Origin of the sequence: Paenibacillus sp. LPE1-1-1.1 (genome assembly GCF_040676435.1) — a bacterium.
Classification (GTDB): Bacteria; Bacillota; Bacilli; order Paenibacillales; family Paenibacillaceae; genus Pristimantibacillus.
In genome coordinates, this window is sequence record NZ_JBEGHY010000001.1 from 534,894 (window position 1) to 553,328 (window position 18,435).

The 18,435-nt window shown below is 48.3% G+C and carries 19 protein-coding genes; 3 read left to right on the plus strand and 16 right to left on the minus strand.

Annotated elements, in window-relative coordinates:
* Nucleotides 1-144 precede the first annotated feature (144 nt).
* The 6 genes from MRBLPE1_RS02650 to MRBLPE1_RS02675 form a co-directional block, all read right to left on the minus strand.
* Complete coding sequence (locus MRBLPE1_RS02650) at nucleotides 145-1,176, minus strand: DUF4349 domain-containing protein (RefSeq protein WP_364141168.1); 1,032 nt, start codon at nucleotides 1,174-1,176, stop codon at nucleotides 145-147.
* A gap of 116 nt (nucleotides 1,177-1,292) precedes the next feature.
* On the minus strand, nucleotides 1,293-2,558 hold the full coding sequence (locus tag MRBLPE1_RS02655; protein ID WP_364141171.1) for an adenosylhomocysteinase: 1,266 nt from the start codon (nucleotides 2,556-2,558) through the stop codon (nucleotides 1,293-1,295).
* Nucleotides 2,559-2,579: 21 nt separating this feature from the next.
* Nucleotides 2,580-4,220 (minus strand): bacillithiol biosynthesis cysteine-adding enzyme BshC, encoded by a 1,641-nt coding sequence (gene bshC / locus MRBLPE1_RS02660; protein WP_364141174.1) that lies wholly within the window; start codon nucleotides 4,218-4,220, stop codon nucleotides 2,580-2,582.
* A 148-nt stretch (nucleotides 4,221-4,368) separates the two neighbouring features.
* Nucleotides 4,369-4,764 (minus strand): DUF3397 domain-containing protein, encoded by a 396-nt coding sequence (locus tag MRBLPE1_RS02665; protein WP_364141177.1) that lies wholly within the window; start codon nucleotides 4,762-4,764, stop codon nucleotides 4,369-4,371.
* Between the two features lie 6 nt (nucleotides 4,765-4,770).
* Nucleotides 4,771-5,763: a ketopantoate reductase family protein gene (locus MRBLPE1_RS02670; RefSeq protein ID WP_364141180.1), complete on the minus strand. Its 993-nt coding sequence runs from the start codon at nucleotides 5,761-5,763 to the stop codon at nucleotides 4,771-4,773.
* A gap of 141 nt (nucleotides 5,764-5,904) precedes the next feature.
* A complete protein-coding gene (locus MRBLPE1_RS02675) occupies nucleotides 5,905-6,555 on the minus strand; it encodes an RsfA family transcriptional regulator (RefSeq protein WP_364141183.1) in 651 nt (216 codons plus the stop codon).
* A 276-nt stretch (nucleotides 6,556-6,831) separates the two neighbouring features.
* Here MRBLPE1_RS02675 and MRBLPE1_RS02680 point away from each other — a divergent pair, with 276 nt between their 5' ends.
* Nucleotides 6,832-7,068, plus strand: coding sequence for a DUF2626 domain-containing protein (locus MRBLPE1_RS02680; protein ID WP_053375484.1), 237 nt, complete (start codon nucleotides 6,832-6,834; stop codon nucleotides 7,066-7,068).
* Between the two features lie 153 nt (nucleotides 7,069-7,221).
* Here MRBLPE1_RS02680 and MRBLPE1_RS02685 read toward each other — a convergent pair whose 3' ends face one another.
* Nucleotides 7,222-8,382: a class I SAM-dependent methyltransferase gene (locus tag MRBLPE1_RS02685; RefSeq protein ID WP_364141187.1), complete on the minus strand. Its 1,161-nt coding sequence runs from the start codon at nucleotides 8,380-8,382 to the stop codon at nucleotides 7,222-7,224.
* Nucleotides 8,383-8,458: 76 nt separating this feature from the next.
* Between MRBLPE1_RS02685 and MRBLPE1_RS02690 the strand changes: the two genes are divergently transcribed.
* On the plus strand, nucleotides 8,459-9,565 hold the full coding sequence (locus tag MRBLPE1_RS02690; protein ID WP_364141189.1) for a coiled-coil domain-containing protein: 1,107 nt from the start codon (nucleotides 8,459-8,461) through the stop codon (nucleotides 9,563-9,565).
* Nucleotides 9,566-9,632: 67 nt separating this feature from the next.
* Here MRBLPE1_RS02690 and MRBLPE1_RS02695 read toward each other — a convergent pair whose 3' ends face one another.
* Complete coding sequence (locus MRBLPE1_RS02695) at nucleotides 9,633-10,925, minus strand: extracellular solute-binding protein (RefSeq protein ID WP_364141192.1); 1,293 nt, start codon at nucleotides 10,923-10,925, stop codon at nucleotides 9,633-9,635.
* A 122-nt stretch (nucleotides 10,926-11,047) separates the two neighbouring features.
* Nucleotides 11,048-12,379, minus strand: a complete 1,332-nt coding sequence (locus MRBLPE1_RS02700; protein ID WP_364141195.1) for a PhoH family protein — start codon at nucleotides 12,377-12,379, stop codon at nucleotides 11,048-11,050.
* Nucleotides 12,380-12,502: 123 nt separating this feature from the next.
* Here MRBLPE1_RS02700 and MRBLPE1_RS02705 point away from each other — a divergent pair, with 123 nt between their 5' ends.
* A complete protein-coding gene (locus tag MRBLPE1_RS02705) occupies nucleotides 12,503-13,042 on the plus strand; it encodes a YhcN/YlaJ family sporulation lipoprotein (RefSeq protein ID WP_364141198.1) in 540 nt (179 codons plus the stop codon).
* Nucleotides 13,043-13,080: 38 nt separating this feature from the next.
* Here the strand turns inward: MRBLPE1_RS02705 and MRBLPE1_RS02710 are convergent, their stop codons facing one another.
* The 7 genes from MRBLPE1_RS02710 to MRBLPE1_RS02740 all read right to left on the minus strand — a co-directional run bounded on the left by MRBLPE1_RS02710 (nucleotide 13,081) and on the right by MRBLPE1_RS02740 (nucleotide 18,417).
* Nucleotides 13,081-13,323, minus strand: coding sequence for a hypothetical protein (locus MRBLPE1_RS02710; RefSeq protein ID WP_364141202.1), 243 nt, complete (start codon nucleotides 13,321-13,323; stop codon nucleotides 13,081-13,083).
* 80 nt (nucleotides 13,324-13,403) lie between these two features.
* Nucleotides 13,404-14,453: an LCP family protein gene (locus MRBLPE1_RS02715; RefSeq protein ID WP_364141205.1), complete on the minus strand. Its 1,050-nt coding sequence runs from the start codon at nucleotides 14,451-14,453 to the stop codon at nucleotides 13,404-13,406.
* Between the two features lie 17 nt (nucleotides 14,454-14,470).
* Nucleotides 14,471-14,743 (minus strand): hypothetical protein, encoded by a 273-nt coding sequence (locus MRBLPE1_RS02720; protein WP_364141208.1) that lies wholly within the window; start codon nucleotides 14,741-14,743, stop codon nucleotides 14,471-14,473.
* Entirely contained in the window at nucleotides 14,740-15,051 is a 312-nt protein-coding gene (locus MRBLPE1_RS02725) for a YlaH-like family protein (protein WP_364141211.1), read from the minus strand. The genes MRBLPE1_RS02720 and MRBLPE1_RS02725 overlap by 4 nt, the downstream gene beginning before the upstream one ends.
* A 173-nt stretch (nucleotides 15,052-15,224) precedes the next feature.
* Nucleotides 15,225-17,066 carry a translational GTPase TypA gene (gene typA / locus MRBLPE1_RS02730; RefSeq protein WP_364141214.1) on the minus strand — a complete coding sequence of 614 codons (1,842 nt, stop codon included), beginning with the start codon at nucleotides 17,064-17,066 and terminating at the stop codon, nucleotides 15,225-15,227.
* Nucleotides 17,067-17,104: 38 nt separating this feature from the next.
* The gene (locus MRBLPE1_RS02735; protein WP_308997968.1) at nucleotides 17,105-17,587 is read right to left on the minus strand and encodes a hypothetical protein; all 483 of its coding nucleotides are present in this window, start codon (nucleotides 17,585-17,587) and stop codon (nucleotides 17,105-17,107) included.
* A 164-nt stretch (nucleotides 17,588-17,751) separates the two neighbouring features.
* Nucleotides 17,752-18,417, minus strand: coding sequence for a TerC family protein (locus MRBLPE1_RS02740; RefSeq protein ID WP_364141217.1), 666 nt, complete (start codon nucleotides 18,415-18,417; stop codon nucleotides 17,752-17,754).
* Nucleotides 18,418-18,435: the final 18 nt, after the last annotated feature.

The following is an 18,435-nucleotide window of genomic DNA, read 5'->3' on the forward strand; positions in this document are numbered from 1 at the left end:
TTACGAACCACCCCTTCCCACATATCCACCACTTTGCCCCACTTTTCCCCACTAAGATACAATAGTTCGCCACCTAAAATAAAAATCCTGCTCCATGAGCAGGATTTTTCTGAAATATTTCATAGTATTAATGATTATTAATAATTAAACAATCGGCGCCTGGGGATCATCGTCTCCATCATCAGCTTTCGTCTTCTTTATCGATTTCTTTTTTCCTTTGCGGTAAAACCATAAAACAGGGATGCCGATTAATGCCAGCAGCACCAGCACGGGAACGGCTCCAGCCAATATAACCAGCAAGAGGTTAATTGCGTCCCACACGACCTTCGTGCTGTTTGCCAAGGCATCAGACATCCTGCCGCCTAATTTCGGGACCTCCGTGCTCTTATTATTCAGCGTTTGATTCGTTTGGTACATACGCAGCTCCACAGTCGAGAAGGCTACGTTATTATCCAAATAGCGGATTCGGCCTTTTATGCGTTCGATTTCCTCCTGCACCTCAGAGAGCTGCTGTGAAAATTTCAGCAAATCATCAGCCTTTACCGCTTTATCCATCATGGATAAAAGCCTTGTCTCTACGAGCTGTCTTGCTTTCAATCGGGATTCGAGGTCGACATATTCTTCCGATACGTCTTTCCCGCCGATATTTCGTTCAAAATCATTATGTTTAATCTTCTCGATCCGATCAATAAAAGACATGAATCCGGAAGCCGGCACTTTTATCGTGTAGCTCGCGCCTATTTCCCCTTCATGCTTCGTATCTTGAAACTGCAGGATATAGGCTCCGCTTTGATGAATCGCATTGCGCAGCGAGGTCCCGGCAGCTTCGAGATCATCAACCTGCATGCTGAGATTAGCCGTGTAAATAATTTTTTGATTTAAACCATTTCCATCCGCTGCCAAAGCAGTCTCGGAGTCAAACCCTCCGCCAGCCGTCGGAACCGATTCGTTATTTTCAGCTGTAGCGGCAGTACTGGCAGCTTCAGATTCAATTCCCGCCATGCCGGCATTTTCATTGCCTGCCGACAATGAATCGGATTTGGAATCCGTTCCTCCACCTCCGTTTGAAGACGCCTTATTTTCGTTAGCGAATGAGCAGCCAGCAATCGCCATGAAAGAAATCAAAAGCAGAAAAATGAACGCATTTTTAACCAACCCGTTTTTATATTTATGCATGGTGAAACCCCCTTCTATTTATTACCCTTCTGACGATGGATGGGAATAAAAGGTTACATGATTCTCCGTTCAAATAAAAAAAGAAGCCGCAATATCTCGCGGCTTCTCTCTTTTTGTTATTCTGTTTCTTTCCAGCTGTCCAAATACGACTTCTGCTCTTCTGTCAGCGTATCGATGCCAAAGCCAAGCGATTGCAGCTTCAGTCTCGCAACCTGCTCATCCAGCTCGTAAGGCACATTGACAACCTTGCTGCCGATGGATTTGTATTGTTCGTTTACGTATCTCAAGGCTACGGCTTGCAGCGCGAATGTCATATCCATAATTTCCGCCGGATGACCGTCGCCGGCAGCCAAGTTGACTAGACGGCCTTCAGCTAGCAGGTAAATGCTGCGTCCGTCCTGCAGCTTATACTCTTCGATATTGCGGCGAACGGTACGTACGCTTGACGACAATGCGGCAAGTTCTGGCTTGTTCGCTTCCACGTCAAAGTGCCCGGCGTTAGAAATGACGGCTCCATCCTTCATTACCTCATAGTGCTCGCCGCGAATGACATCGCGATTTCCCGTAACCGTAACGAAAAATTCGCCAACCTTTGCCGCTTCAATCATCGGCATGACGGCAAAACCATCCATATAAGCCTCAACTGCTTTGATGGCATCGATTTCCGTTACAACGACATTGGCGCCAAGCCCCTTCGCACGCATCGCTACGCCTTTTCCGCACCAGCCGTACCCGACAACGACAACCGTTTTCCCGGCTACCATCAGGTTTGTGGTGCGGTTGATACCGTCCCAAACCGATTGCCCCGTGCCGTAGCGGTTATCAAAAAGATGCTTACAATACGCGTCATTGACCGCTACCATCGGAAAACGCAGCGAACCATCCTTCTCCATCGCTTTCAGCCTGATGATCCCGGTTGTCGTTTCTTCCGCTCCTCCGCGCAGGTTCTCAGCGAATTCCGGATGCTCCGAATTTAAGATCGTCGCCAGGTCGCCGCCATCGTCAATGATCAGATCCGGCTTCCATTCAAGCGCTTTTACGTTAAGCGCCTTAAACTCCTCCGGACTTGGATTGTACTTCGCGTATACCGTAATGCCGTCTTCAACAAGCGCAGCGCACACATCATCCTGCGTTGACAGCGGATTGCTGCCCGTTATCGTAACATCAGCGCCGCCGGCTTTGACCACCTTTGCCAAATAAGCGGTTTTTGCTTCCAAATGAAGCGCGATCGTTACTTTAAGACCTTTAAACGGCTGCTCCTTCTCGAACTGCTCGCGGATCGTATTCAATACCGGCATATGCGCGGCTACCCAATCAATCTTCAAATGGCCTTCGGGTGCCAAAGACAAATCGGCAACAATGCTTTTATCAGCTGTACTCATATCTTTTTACCTCCTGTTATTCTATAAATATACGATTTCATGTCCGCCGGTCCGGTTATACGGCGCTTCAAGCAGCTTCTCCAACCAGCTCAAACTGTATCGATTCCAATAAGCCGTCATATTCATCACGCGCTCTTGCGGTTTTCCATTCGGTTTAACCGATTGATGGATCCGGTCAAGCTGGCGCGTGGATGCTTCAAATTGCTTGTTGAAGGCATCAACGGTCTTCGAAGACATATAGTTGATTTGCTCCACGATTTTTTGAAGATTCGTATCGCCCAGTTTAGCCAGCGAAGGCTGGACGGATGTCGCCAGTTCAAGCAGCGGTTTGTACATCTGTTCGAATGTCTGTCTCGCATCCTCGAATTGCTCTTCGATCGACAATCCGTCCTGCTCCTTCAGCCAATTCCCTTTGCGTTCCTCGAAACGGACCATTACGTCCTCGAATGAAAGCTCATATTTGCCCATATGCTTGGCTACCGTTCCCTCAATCAACGTATACGACATGCGAGGAACGATGATCGGCATCTCCATGCCTAACGTACGGAACGCTTCTCCGGTCAAAGCCCAATAAGCGATCTCGCCGGGACCCAGCACGGCAGCAAGCACCGGGAATAAATAATCCTGCATCAGCGGCCTGGTAAGGACATTATTGCTAAGCTGCCGAGGCTTTTCATCCGCGATAAACAACAGCTCGTCTAGAGTCAGGGACACCTGGCCTTTACGGTCTTGAAATAGGCCGTCCTTCTTGTGAAGCAGCGTTCTTTCCTCGCCGCTCGCTTCGTTGAAGAGGAACACGTTGACGCTGCCGGGCGTAACATCCGCTTGCAGCTCATAACCAAGCTCCTTGACCTGTGCGGCGGAAGCCGCATAAGCCTTCTCTAATTCATCGTTCCTTGCAATGATTTTTCTGAACATTGGAGCTTCCAGCCGGCGAATGCCCTCATAGTCAGCATCTAACAGCACCAAGCCCTGCGTTCCAAACAAATGGCTGATGATCATGGCAAAAAAATCAGATAACGACTTTGCCTTTGTGGACATTTGTTTTAATTCCTCAAGCAGAACAGGCTTAAACTCGGAAGGAGGCAGCGCTTGCTCCAATTCTTGAAGGAGCTGTTCCCACGTAGCCGCGTCAATGCCCGTACGGCTGACCGATGTTCGGCTGCCTTCCGGCCGCTGCGCGGACAGCTTGCGCAGCTCCTGCTCGGCTGTAAGCACGTAAGCATGGTTGGCTTCATCCCAATCATGATCCTCGCCGGCAATCCAAAAAACAGGCACTACCGTCCGACCCAGCTGCTCGCTTGCAGATTTCGCCGCGCCGATAATGGATACCGCCTTATGTATGACGAGCAGAGGCCCCGTCCATAATCCCGCTTGTTGACCCCCGACGACGACCGGGGCTCCTTCTGCAATCGCGGAAATGGACGCAAATACTTCCGGTGCAGCGGTAAACGCCTCGTTATACGCGCGCAGAGCATTTGCGATTTCAACAGCATCGACCCGCGTATCGCGGCTTTGCTCCAATCGCTTAAAGCGCCGTTCCCAATCCTCATCCGCTCCCGCATGATAGCCATACAAGGCATCGATGCGGTCATCTGTCCGATGTATATAAGCCTCTGTCAAAGGCTGAGCGCTTGGCAATGAATACGATTCTTTTCTCATAGCGCAGCCTGTAACCTCCCGCTTTATAGTCGTCTATGCGACTTTATATGAAAAAAACTTAACCATTTAATTGTACACAAAGGGGAAGCCGTCCGTCAAAACAAAAACGCCTCTATTTAAAAGAGGCGCATGATGCGAATTTATTCGCTTAGGCGGTGAACACTAATTTGCCAATCCCGATACACATGAAGACAAGATACAGCAAACTCATCGTAAAAAAGCTGAGCCGCCAAATCGTCCGGAAAATCTTTTTGCCGTCAATCTTGCCCCGCTTGCGAAATTGGGCGTTACCCAGCAAGCCGCCGCCTAGCAGCATAAACAACAAAATTCCGTATAGGCCGAATTGGCTGTTGAACAGCTTGTCGAATAAAACGGCTACGCAGCCGATAAGCAATCCGGTAGTAACGTCCATGGCCATCCGGAACGCTTTTTTTCGGTCTTGGATATACGCCCCGTAACCAAATAATACGATCGCAAAAGGTATGATTGGAATAACGGCCAAATACGCATATACATGCTTGATGCTCTCCCATATCCATTCCATCGTGCTTCATTCCCCCATACTCGGCTTCGGATGCAGCGTTTTTACGAATTCTACTATAGCTTGATTAAGCGGAGCCTGCTGCCCGGATTTCTTGGCAAGCATGACGATACCGCCATTGATTGCATCTATTTCTGTCGCTCTTCCTGCTCGAATATCGCTTAGCATAGAGGAAATGTTACGGCGGGTGTTCTTGCATACGTCTAAAATCAGCTGCCAGCCGTCCTCCGGCATGGCCATCCCCGCTTTTACCAAAATAAGCTCGGATTCCTCAAATAACGCCCGCATCAGCCGCTCGCGGGAAGGATGGAGCGGAAGATCCCCGTTCTCCACATCGAATATAGCTGTCAACGGGTTTATAACCGCATTAATTAGCAGTTTATTGTAAATCCGATTCTCCAAATCATTCGACAGGAATGAGGCAAATCCTGCCGAATGCAGCATGGAAATCAACTTTTTCAACGGAATATCTTCTGCATTGTCCGGTTTCCGCCCGTTTCCTGTCCATTCTCCAAGCCAAAGCTCTCCTATGCCCGTATGCTCAACCGAACGAGCGTCGAGCCTCTTCGCGCCTTCTGTCGTGACTGCGGCAATCAATCGGTTGTTAGGAAGGGCGGACTTAATGCGTTCCAAATGTCCGATACCGTTTTGTAAACAGACGATCGGCGTCCGCGAACCGTCTGAGCCATCAGTAAGGCGATCAAGCAATTCTAACAGCCGCTCGTTCACATCCGTTTGTTTAACGGCGAGCACAAGCCAGTGTAATCCAGCTCCATTCTCGGTTCTTATTCCGGCGCGGTCAGCATGTCGGGCCCATTCGCCCTGTACTCGGATTACTCGCTCGGATGTCCCGCCGAGCCCGCGCACCAATGCTCCCTGATCGGTTAACGAAGCCGCTTGCTCCTTGCTGCGCGTCCAAATCGTCACTTCAGCGCCTGCCTCTGCCAGCTTGGCCCCATAGAGCAGTCCAAGCGAGCCTCCCCCCACTACATCAATTCGCACTCCTGGTACTCCCTCCGAACAACCCTGTTTAGCCATTATCGTATCAAACTTGTGGAAAATATTGCAACTCATTTTAGCCATCACGTAAAAAAGCGAGACCGGCCTAAAGTTGGCCAGTCTCGCTTATTTTCATTTTATAACTTATTCAATGCGTTCCAAGTTGCCGTTGGCATCCATCTTAAATCTAGGCTTTGCTTCATCCTCGTTCGTCAATACGGTAAGCCTTCTCGCGCGATCCATAATTTGAATCAGTGTTTTGTAGTCATCATTCACGGCGCGGTAATCGGTTTGAACGTTATTAACTTCTTTGGACAATCTCTCATTCTGGTCTCGCAACCGAAACAGCTCATCCTCTTTTTCTTTCAGTTCCTTCTCATACCATTTAATTTGACGCGTTAAATCCTGATAGGTCGTCTTCCATCCACGGAGAAAACGAATAACTGCATCAACCGACAGACCTTCTTCAATGGTTCCGTTCTCTTGCTTGAAACCACGTTCATCCGTCTCGAATACGGCAATCGATGAAACATGAGGCGTTGCGACAATCGTTTGTTTTTTCAAATAATTTCGCTTCTGGCGCTGCTGCTTAGCGATTTGAATGGCATCCTCATACTTTTTGCGAACGCAGCTGTTCCAACGGAATCCGCAGGCTGCGGATGTACGTCCGATTCGTTCGCCGACTTCCTCAAAAGCTGCAAGCTGGGTACTTCCTTCGCGAATATGGCGTAGCGTAACCTCGGCGAGAATTAAATCATCGTCCGGACTCCACGCATCTTGTCTAACTGCTGTCATGCAACGAAAACCTCCTAACGTAAAGGCGCTTACTTTATCTCTATGCCCTTGGTAGAGTTCATAGAATCTATTGGATACTAATTTGTATAACCATTTTTTCTCCCGCTCATACATGTTAGCTCTTATATTTGAGCAAACTATATCGTAGTATGCAGGCATTAACCGTATGCAAACAAAAAGTTTGCGATTTCGTCACTGATTTTGGTTTACACTTATTTCGCCAAACGTTATAATGATCATTAGAAAATCGGGTCGCAGCGAGAGGGGGATATTATCATGGCACGCATGTATCGGGTACTTGGCTTTTGGACCCTGGTAATCGGACTAATGGCTTTCGCAGGCCATATGACGGAATTTGCGCTTCTGTTTTTCGCGCAGGCCGTTGCTTTCGTATTTCTAGGTTACTTGAATTTCTCCGAAAGAACTTACATCGTTATGTTCTGGGGATATATGATCATTTCATTCGTGGGTTTCACGTATTGGTCTGTCTTCAAGATGGACTTGCCGTTCTAACAAAGGCAACCGCGTTTTCGCGGGGCAAGCCCTTCCAAAGAGCTTATGAGGTACGGAGTATAAGTAACGTATCAGCATCAGCTGTACATACTTGTATTACATGAAAAAAAGGTGCTCATCCTATAGGATGGCACCTTTTTTTCTATGTACGAGCTATATTTTGTCCAACACCATGACCTTAAATGCTTCGCTCATCTGATCGCTGAGAAGCAGCTGCCTAATCGCACGGTTTTGTCGCATTTCTTGGCTGAAGGGATCCGTTCGGTCATGGTTTTGCAGCAGCTCCAGAACCCCGTTTTCAATCAGAAACTGCTTTTGGGTCATAAAGCCGGTTACTTTCCATCCGCATGCCAGCGCTTCATTCCGGACGAAAGTAAACGGAACATGCGAAGTCATATCCTGTTGGCCGATCCGGATGTACGGGCTGTCGCTGGCCATATGCCGCCAATAACACATTAACGTACCCCGCATCCGATGCTCCGCCGCGTATTCATCAGCCTCATGGCCGTAATCGATGAGAATCAGCCTCCCCTTCGACATCGCGGTTCCAAGCTTCTTCAAAAACCCGGCTGCGCCGGAATGAACCTCCGTACGCTGTCCTTCCCTAAGCTGTATGCCATCCCTCGCTAACCACCCCCTTATCCTGGAATCCGATAACGGCATATATACCTCATAAAAGCCTTGCGCTTCATTGCCGGCAACGCCAATCTCCACAAGCTGTCCATTCTTACAAGTCACAACATGTACCGGAAACGCATCCAATAGCTCGTTTGCAATGACCAGAGCCGGCTCTCTCAGCCAGCTTGCTTCCCAAGCGTCAGCCGATGCAACAAGAATCGGCTCCTGATCCGCCTCGTCCGGACTGTTCATCCCGTCAAAGGTTTGCTTCGCCGCTTCAATATGCAGGGGATGATCCTCGATCAGGATCGACTGAAAATCCGATTTCCAGTCAGGGCTTCGCTTTCTTCCGGCTGCGGCAATTTGTGCAGACAATCTGCCCGTTCCCGCCCCCCATTCGATAAGCTTTAACGGTTCATTTAACGTTCTGCTAAAAGATAGGGCATAACCCGCAAGCACCTCACCAAGCACCTGGCCAATGCCAGAGCTTGTATAAAAGTCCCCTTCCTTCCCCACGCGGACAGGTCCCGACCGGTAATAGCCATTTTTCTCATCGTATAAGCATGCAGCCATGTAGCTTGAAAAAGGGATACAAGGCACGCTGCGGTCATTGCCGCATGAATCGGCATGCCAACCCAATAAAGATGATGCCGCAATGTCGGCACCGATGGCGGCAGCGAGCTCTTTTTCGTTCATGTTAAGGTTCATCCTTTTCGAATTGTAAGATATAATAGAATGGATTGCCGCATAAAATGATTGCTGAGGAGGGACGATGCCGTTGACTTTGCCAGCCAAGCGTAATCGTATTTCCGTAGCAGCCACGGCGATGCTCGTAATCGCATTGCTGTTTTTTCGGACCCCAGCGTGGGCTGAGCCTCTTACTGACGATGAGGCGGATATGCATTCCTTGCTTGAAAAAAGCTTATCCGTCGTAGAAATCGACAAAGAGATCGCACGCATCGGGGAAAAGAAAGAGCAGCTTACGCTGACCATGACGGATACGGAGAAGCAGCTCCTGCTGCAAGAGCAGCAAATATCGGACAAACAAGATGAAGCAGGCAGTGTCCTGCGCGCTTATTATATGGGAGAAAGAGATTTTTTGCTCAGCGCTCTTCTATCGTTCGATTCTTTGTCGGAACTGTTTCAAATGCTGGATTATGCCGAAATTATACTCACCCAAGACAAGCATACCTTGAATACATACGTGGAGCAATATCGGAAGGTCAAGGAGGGCTACACCCAGCTTGAAACGAGGAAGGACGAGCTGATTGCCATCGAGGAGCAGCTTAGAACGCAGAGAGAGCGTGTGCTGGCGCTCGAGCAGCAGCTTGATCAGGAGCTTTCAGGCCGATCCGATGCCGATCGTATCCGAATCTTAATGAAAGAGCTCACCTCTTACTGGGAAACTGCCGGCATCGATGAGGTGAAGCAATATTTCCGCGCGTTGTCGAAAGCGATGGGGAAACTGCCTAGCTGGGTGCAGGATCATAAGGAACTGCTTGAAATTAAAGGATTCCAATACACCATTCGCGTGCCCGAAGACGATTTAAATTCTTTTTTACGTGAGCAAAACGAAATTTTCAACAACTTCGCATTCGATTTCGTAGACAGAAAAGTCATCGCGCAAGGCAAACGGGATAATATGGAGATTAAAATAATCGGCCATTATACCATTGAGAACGATCCTAAGAATGCAATCCTATTCCATGTCGACGAGCTTTTATTTAACGGCTTTGCCCTGCCCGACACGACAAGAAGCGCATTGGAGAAAGAGTTCGATCTAGGTTTCTATCCTGATTTGATTGTCTCCTTCCTAAATGCGAATTCCGTTGAGATGAAGGACGGCGAGCTGACGATTAAGCTAAGCCTTAAGTTTTAGCGATTCATCCTCACTAAAATTTCGACAAAAATGAGCCTGCCTCCAGGTTGACGAGGCAGGCTCATTTTCATTTTCCCAACGCTTCTAACGCTTCAAGATAAGCAGCTATTTCGAAGCGGTTCACGGAAAATGTTTTCCACAAATGCTCTCGCTGCCTCCATTTTTCCGGCCATAACGGATCCGGGTTTGCTAGCTGCGCATCCGTTTTTTTCGTATCCAGCACCTTCTTCCACCATGCAGGCGGAATATGGGTTTGTTTGCTTTGAAGCGAGCCGTTAAACGCATATAGGGATGCCCTTGCAGGGAGCTGTCCCGTACGGTCATAGCTGATCTGCTGGTTGTTTATATCGGTCATCTCCTGTATCCATATCATCGCTTCTTCTTCGCTTTCGCTACTGGATGAGATCACGTAGCTGCGCCCGTTGAGCCAAGGGTAGATGATTTGATCCCGATCAACGATCAGTTTATTGCGTGTAGCCTCTTTAAGCTCCTCGTATTCGTTCCATGGAATAATAGCTGCAAGCAACTGGTTTTTTTGAAATGCCTCGTCTAACCGTTCTCTTTCATCCCCATTTATCCGGCTAATCTTTGACTCCAGCTCTTGAAACCATGCGAGTTGAAGCGCTTGCGCGGCGTTTACCGGCAAAACATTCAGCATGCGGCTTGGCTCGGATTGAAAGGCTGCCAGCCATACGATCTGCTGCTGCAAATCACCCACGCTCCAATTCACGATGCTGGCCTGCGGATGAAGCTCGATGATTTTAAAAGCGGCCGCCTGATACGCATTCCAATCCGCTGGGGGTTCTTTTAAGCCGGCCTCCGCAAGAAGCGGACTGCTCCACACGATCGTATAAGGATTCAAATCTTTTGGGATGCCCCATAGGTATCCGTTCCACTTGAGCGGGTCAAGCAGTCCCGTCAGCTGGTCGGAAAGCGAATCTCCCGTCATGACGCTGTCTGCAGGCTTTAGAAACCCGCGCACGGCGAAGGGCCGCACCCATCCATTATCAAGCAGGATGATATCTGCGGCTTCACCTTGCTGGCTTTGAAGCGACCACAAGTCATATGCGCCGTCTTTGGACGGCTCATTCGTTATCTTAGCTTGGATATGTGGATATTTCATCATAAAATTCCGATTAAGTTCCTGCAGCTCCTTGAACTGCGAATCCGGCAAGGAAACGTTTACATGAATATTGGCAAGCTGGTCGATGACAAGCTCTCCCGGCACAGGCTGGACATTTGATTTCCCATCCGGCTTCCTTACGCTTGTCGGATTCGTATCTCTTGAGAAGGGGATAAGCAACAATGCGGCTAACAGTAAAGTGCCCAATAAAAACGGCACATATTTTCTGGGAGTCACAGCTTTCTTCCTTTCATCCTTAAATCTACTAAAAATAGGATAACAATAAATGGCGGCTTTGTCCAAATGAACGTGGCTTGACGATAAAAAAAAGACCCCCTCGGCGATGAGGGGGCCGCTGCTTACAATAAATCAGCCGCGAGCTGTGCCAGCTTGGAACGTTCGCCTTTCTCCAGCGTCATATGGCCGCTTGTTCCTTCTCCTTTAAAACGTTCCACGATATGGGTTAGACCGTTGCTTATGGAATCGAGGTAAGGATGATCGATTTGCTCCGGGTCGCCCATCAGTACGATTTTGCTTCCTTCGCCTACCCGTGACACAATCGTTTTCACTTCATGCTTCGTTAAGTTTTGCGCTTCGTCTATGATGATGAATTGGCCTGGAATCGATCGGCCCCGGATATAAGTCAGCGCTTCGACTTGAATGCTTCCCATGCCCATCAGTATTTTATCAATGTCGCCCGACTTCTTCGTGTCAAACAAATACTCTAAATTATCATAGATCGGCTGCATCCACGGACGCAGCTTCTCTTCCTTCTCGCCGGGCAGATATCCGATGTCCTTGCCCATCGGTACCACCGGACGCGCGATAAGCAGCTTTTTGTATTTATGCTCATCCTCCGTCTTCAGAAGCCCTGCCGCAAGCGCGAGCAGCGTCTTACCTGTCCCTGCTTTGCCTGAGAGCGTTACGAGCGGGATATCATCATTCAGAAGCAGCTCCAGCGCCATGCGCTGCTGCGCGTTGCGCGCCGTTATGCCCCAGACGGGATCATTGCTTAAAAATAACGGCTCCAGCCTGGCCCCATCTAGGCTGACTTTCAGCAGGGCAGATTTAGAGGTACCCATCTCATCTCTTAGGATAACAAACTCATTTGGGTTCAGCCGGATGTTCAAATGCATATTGTTCACCGTTAGGAAACGATAGGTGTAAAACTCATCGATAACAGCGGGATGTACGTATAACGTCATATAACCCGCATAAAAATCCGACGAGACAACCACTCGATCCGATAAATAATCCTGAGCCTGCAAGCCGAGGACATCGGCTTTAATCCGTACGAGCACATCCTTGCTCACCAACACGATGCTTTGTTTCTCTGGTTCGTTCTCCTGCTCTATATGGTAATTCAGCGCAACCGCCAAAATCCGATTATCGTTTGTCATTTCTCCGAACATCTCTTGCACGCGCATAAAGCTGCGGTGATTCAATTCCACCTTCAGCAAGCCGCCGCTTGGAAGCTCGATCCCCTCGTGCAAATGCCCTTTTTCTCTCATCTTGTCAAGCAGACGCGAGATTTGGCGCGCATTTCTTCCTAATTCATCAGCCAACCTCTTCTTAGAATCAATTTCCTCCAACACGACCGCGGGAATTATGACTTCATTATCATCGAAAGCAAAAATTGCTTGCGGATCATGAAGCAGCACATTTGTATCGAGCACGAATATTTTTTTCATGAGAACCCTCCCGGCGTTGGATATTCATTAGAGGCCATACATAGCAATACGCTTCTGCGGGTAAACTATGGCGGATTGGTGACTTCTAGTTTTGTGAATGAGAAAATAAAAGAGGTGGCAAACATGTTCAAATGGCTTACTTCAGCGATCATTGTTGCGATTGTAGCGACAGGCTGCAGCACCGTCGCACGTAATGAGACATCACCCTCTCCACGAAATAATGGCCAAGTCCAAGCTCAGCAAACCGAACCAAGGAAAAAGGAAATCAAGAATTCGGCGCAGGTTGCGGCACATCTGGAGCAGTTGGCCAAAGGAATTGAAGGAGTAACGAACGCGCATTGTGTCGTGTTCGGAAATACAGCGATTGTCGGCATCGACGTAGATGCCAAGATGGAGCGCTCAAGAGTCGGGACGATTAAATACTCTGTCGCGGAAGCCTTTCGCAAGGACCCCTACGGCATAGATGCTCTCGTAACGGCGGATATGGATCTCTCGCAGCGAATTAACGAAATTGGTGCCGATATCAATCGCGGCAGGCCAATTGCCGGATTTGCCGAAGAGATGGCAGATATCATGGGAAGATTAATTCCGCAGCTGCCTCGTGACATCATTCCTGAAGAGCCCGAGAAGCAAGAAGCACCAAAAATGAATAAGAAATTGTAAAGATGCCCTGAAGACACAAAAAGCCTAGTGAGCTACCACTAGGCTTTCTTCAATGCAGCGGAAACTTGTACATCCAAGCTGTCTGCTGCAAGTCTCTTATTCGGTTTGTCGCACGCAAGAACAGCGGACAAGCACGCGGCGTTATGCAACGCGTCCCCGCCATCGGAAATGCTCGAGGTCAAATCATCAGAAGCCGCATCAATGTTATGCATTAGAACGAATGCTTGTTTTGGCAAAACTTCGATCGTTAGCTTGGATACTTCGGATACGGTATTGGTCATTCGCATGACCTCCTTCTGAACAGATTCAAAAATGGCCTCTGTAGATGTATTATAACTAACATATTAGCTACAGTCTACGGTTATTCAGCCAATTTTCCCTGCAGCGCAGCCCGTGCTTCATCAAGCTTTGCTTCGTCCAGATAAACATAAGGACTTCTCCAAGTTCCCTCTAGCGGGATAAAGGTAATGTCCTCGCGGCTCATGCCCAAGTAAGTCGACATCATATTTTTAATTTCTTTCGAAGGCATATCCATTGTCAAATTATTTCCAACGGCCTCAATCACGGAGCCGATTTTTGTCACGCCGTCAAACGACTTCATTTTGTCCGTAAGCGCTCCAATGACTTGGCTCTGGCGCGCGTTCCGTTCAAAGTCACTCGACATGTTTTTGCCATTGTTCGATTTCCGGTAACGGACAAAATCAAGCGCCTTATCACCACTTAATACTTGGACGCCTTCTTCAAGGTCAATGTTCGTGCCGTCCGCGGAATCTGTGTATTTCATGCGCATGTCGACATCCACTTCGACGCCGCCTAAAGCATCTACAACATCCGCAAAACCTTGGAAATTAATAACCGCGGAATATTTAATGTCAATCCCAAACAGCTTGCTCATCACATTGCGCACTTCCTGCTTGGCATCCGCATAAGCTGCTTCTTTTTCCAGGTTCTTCTCATTGAGGGCGTTCATATAAAAATCAGCATAAAAGCTGTTTGCTTTGCGTGTCCGGTAACCGTCCACGTCAATGCTCGAATCCCGAGGAATGGTCACGATCGTCGCCGATTTCGAATTCGGGTTAAATACCGCCACCATCATCACGTCCGTATTCAAGCCCCCGCCGTGGGATCGCGAATCAAGACCCATCAAAAGCATAGCGACCGCTTTCTCTTTTACGGACTCTCCAGCCGGAATAACGACTTCCGCCTCCGTAGGCACGGAGATTTGGTCAACTGCTTTATCTGCTTTAAAAACGATATAGGCAAGACCCGCAGCCACGATGAGGAGTAACGCAAACAACAGCCCAAAAAACGTTTTAAGCACCGAGCGCTTCTTGCGCGGCTTTTGTTTTTTTGGCTTGACTGGTTGGCGAGAGCTCGTTCTTGGAGGTAACGCCGTTGATCCTTTACTCATATGCTCCACCTTCGAGTTCAGTTATATTTGGGATTAGATTCGATGTCCGTAAGCAGCTGTTCTCCCCGTTCGCGAGGGTACAGCTGGAGTTTAACGCGTCCATCCTTTTCATATTTCAGATGAATCATCGTATCGTCGATCTTCGTTATGGCAAAGTCCGTCAATCCATGATCCTCAGTTAAGATTTGCTCAAAAAAAGCTAATGTATCCCATGCTGCTTGATCGTCTTGCCGGGCAGTCGCAACCAGCTTAATCTGCAGCCAGTTAAATAGCGCATCCTCCAGCTTCATTTGCCGGATTCCGCATTCCGAGGCGCATTATCTCCGGATTTGCTGCCTTTCCATTTGTCATAAAGCTGACGGCCCCTGAGCATTAACATCATAAGGACTGCCACGCCCATGCATTGAATGATAGGAAGCTTATCTACCTGTAAAATCATAAGAACGAACGATCCGAACGCAATCAACGCGTAGACAAGGATTTCTTTCAATAACGGCAGTTTTTGCTGGGCACGAAACACTTTATTGAATATGTATATCGTAAAACCCAATATGATCAGATAAGAAATTAGCTTATGGTCGCTTAACCATGCCTGCATGCCTTAAACCCCCTTCAGAGATTGTAAACGGCTTTCGCCGCGAATTAGTTGCAACGCATCATGCTGAAATATAAGTGGGATTATAAGTTTCATCACTTATAATCCCACTTATTTTCAAAGAAAACGTAAGGCTCTGCATGCGCAAAACCTTACGTTTGTTTAAAGTTTAGCTCTTAAACGCTTGCTTGAGCATTTTTACGGTTTTTGTCTGCACGCTCGCGCTCGCTCTTATTCAAGATCTTCTTGCGAAGACGGATCGATTTTGGCGTGATTTCACAATATTCGTCATCATTCAAGTACTCAAGCGCTTGCTCAAGCGAGAATAGACGCGGGCTCTTAAGCGTTACCGTATCGTCTTTACCGGCAGAACGAATGTTGTTCAGCTGTTTAACTTTACAGATGTTAACGATGATGTCATTCTCACGGGTATGCTCACCCACGATCATGCCTTCATAAATTTCAGTACCCGGCTCCAAGAACTGGATACCGCGGTCCTCAACGCCCATCATACCGTAGAAAGTGGAAGTTCCGTTCTCGCTCGCTACAAGAACGCCTTGGTGACGTCCGCCTACGCCTGATCCAGCAAGTGGACCATAGCTGTCGAACGCGTTGTTCATGATTCCGTAGCCGCGTGTCAAAGTCAAGAATTGCGTACGGTAACCAATCAAGCCGCGTGCAGGAATTCTGAATTCCAAACGAACTTGGCCGTTTCCGTGATTGATCATGTTAAGCATTTCTGCTTTGCGCGTTCCTAGACTTTCCATAACAGCGCCCATGCTTTCCTCAGGCGTATCAATTAGTAAACGCTCGTAAGGCTCTTTCTTCGAACCGTCAATCTCCTTGATAATAACTTCGGGTTTCGAAACTTGAAGCTCGAAACCTTCACGGCGCATGTTCTCGATTAGGATCCCTAGGTGAAGCTCGCCGCGTCCGGAAACGATAAAGGCATCCGGGCTGTCTGTTTCATCTACGCGAAGCGCTACGTCAGTCTCAAGCTCTTTGTAGAGGCGCTCACGAAGCTTACGGGAAGTAACCCATTTGCCTTCACGTCCTGCAAAAGGACTGTTGTTAACAAGGAATGTCATTTGAAGCGTAGGCTCGTCGATTTTGAGAACCGGCAAAGCTTCCGGCTTCTGCGGATCAGCAATCGTTTCACCGATATTGATTTCGCGAATACCTGCGATTGCGATGATATCGCCCGCTCCGGCTTCCTCAATTTCCACGCGCTTAAGTCCTACGAAACCGAACAGTTTCTCGATACGCGCTTGTTTGTTGCCGCCCTCGCGTGTCATTACCGCAACGGTTTGACCTTGCTTAATAATTCCGCGGTTGACGCGGCCTACGGCAATACGGCCAAGGTACTCATTGTAATCAAGAAGCGTAACAAGGAATTGCAACGGCTGCGTTACATCCTCGGTAGGGGATGGAATGTTGCTTACGATTGTTTCGTAAAGAGCTTCCATATTCTCGTCTTGCTTCTCAGGATCAAGGCTTGATGTACCCATGAGCGCTGAAGCATAAACTACAGGGAACTCAAGCTGCTCATCGTTTGCGCCAAGCTCGATGAAGAGGTCAAGCACCTCATCTACAACTTCTTGCGGCCTTGCGTTCGGACGGTCAATCTTATTTACGACAACGATCGGTGTTTGGTTCGATTCAAGCGCTTTGCGCAATACGAATTTCGTTTGCGGCATGCAGCCCTCGAAAGCATCGACAACCAAAAGTACGCCGTCAACCATTTTCATGATACGCTCAACCTCGCCGCCAAAGTCAGCATGTCCAGGCGTATCCACGATGTTGATCAAATAATCTTTGTAATTGATTGCCGTGTTTTTTGCCAAAATCGTAATACCGCGTTCACGCTCAAGATCGTTTGAATCCATTGCGCGTTCCTGTACTGCTTCATGATCGCGAAACGTACCTGATTGTTGTAGCAGTTTGTCGACCAATGTTGTTTTACCATGGTCAACGTGGGCAATAATGGCGATATTCCGTAAATTCTCTCTTGCTTGCATAACTAGTAATCCACTCCAATTGTTTTTTATTTAATTCCTTACCAACGTCTGCGTTTGCTTAGCATCATCCAAACACCTGCCGCAATTAACGCAACAGCAATCGCATAAATCCCCCAGCTCCACAAAAGCACAAGAACGACAAACACAGCCGATGCGGCAGCAAGCGCAATCGATGCCGTGAGTACAACACGCGGTCTGGATGAACCGAACAAATAATATTCGTAAAGGCCGGCTGCCACTCCAAAAATAAACAGCGGCCACAAATATTTCAAGCTATCCCATCCAAAAAGGTTGCAAACGACAAACAGCAGGGCATATACAACGAGCATTCCGCCTGGGACTAGCACGACCGCCGGAACTAATCTGCCGAAGTACAGCACATGCAGAAGGACTCCGGGAATCAAGACGAGCAGCGGCCAGAATATTGCGCCCAAAAAGCTGAATACACCTAACTTGCCCAACAAAATAACGACCCCGGCTAACAGCAAAATAATTCCAGCGGAATATTTGTTATTAGGCATTCGCGTTCCGCTCCTTACAACGCCAATCGCATATGTTGACGAAAGACGACAGTTTTTATCTATATTAGTTTATAGGAACTGAGGCAAAAATACCAGTACGTTACGGGGGTCTGAGCAAAAAAAAACCGTTCCGCATTATTTTGCGTGAACGGAGCAGGTCATAATCAGGTTGAAATTGGTTTCTTTTTGACAACGGCAAGCGCGATAACAAGCGGAACGCAGAGCAGCGGTATCGCTTCGGAAAGCGTCTTGGAACCATGGAAAAGCAGGCGGTTAAGCCCTGGATCATGCATAAGCATCTCTCCGGCCGCATAAGCAAGCAGCGCTGCTCCAATGTAGGAAAGTGCAGGAAATCTTTGCAGCAGCGTCCCCAGCATTTGGCTTCCCCAAATGATCATAGGAATGCTTAGGGCTATACCGAGCAGGATCAGAATCGGATCTCCTTCGGCAACGGCGGCAATGGCCAGAACATTATCTAAGCTCATGACAAAATCGGCAACTACGATTGTCCAGATTGCCGCCCCGATCGTTTTCGCTTTCTTGACGTTATGGTTATCATGTTGGCCTCCTGCTTCCGCAAGCAGCTTTACTGCAATATAAAACAGCAGCAGCGCTCCTATGGCCTGTAAGAAAGGCACCTGAAGCAGCTTGATGGCGACGAGGGTCAGCAAACATCTTAAGCCTACCGCGGCTGCCGCCCCCCACCACACGGCCCGTTTACGCTGCTCTGGCGGCAGCTGCCCGCTCGCCATGGCAATGACTATGGCATTATCTCCGCTAAGCAATACATTAATAAGTACAATTTCGATAAATATAATAAGGCTGTCCACGTTCATCCCCCCTCTAAT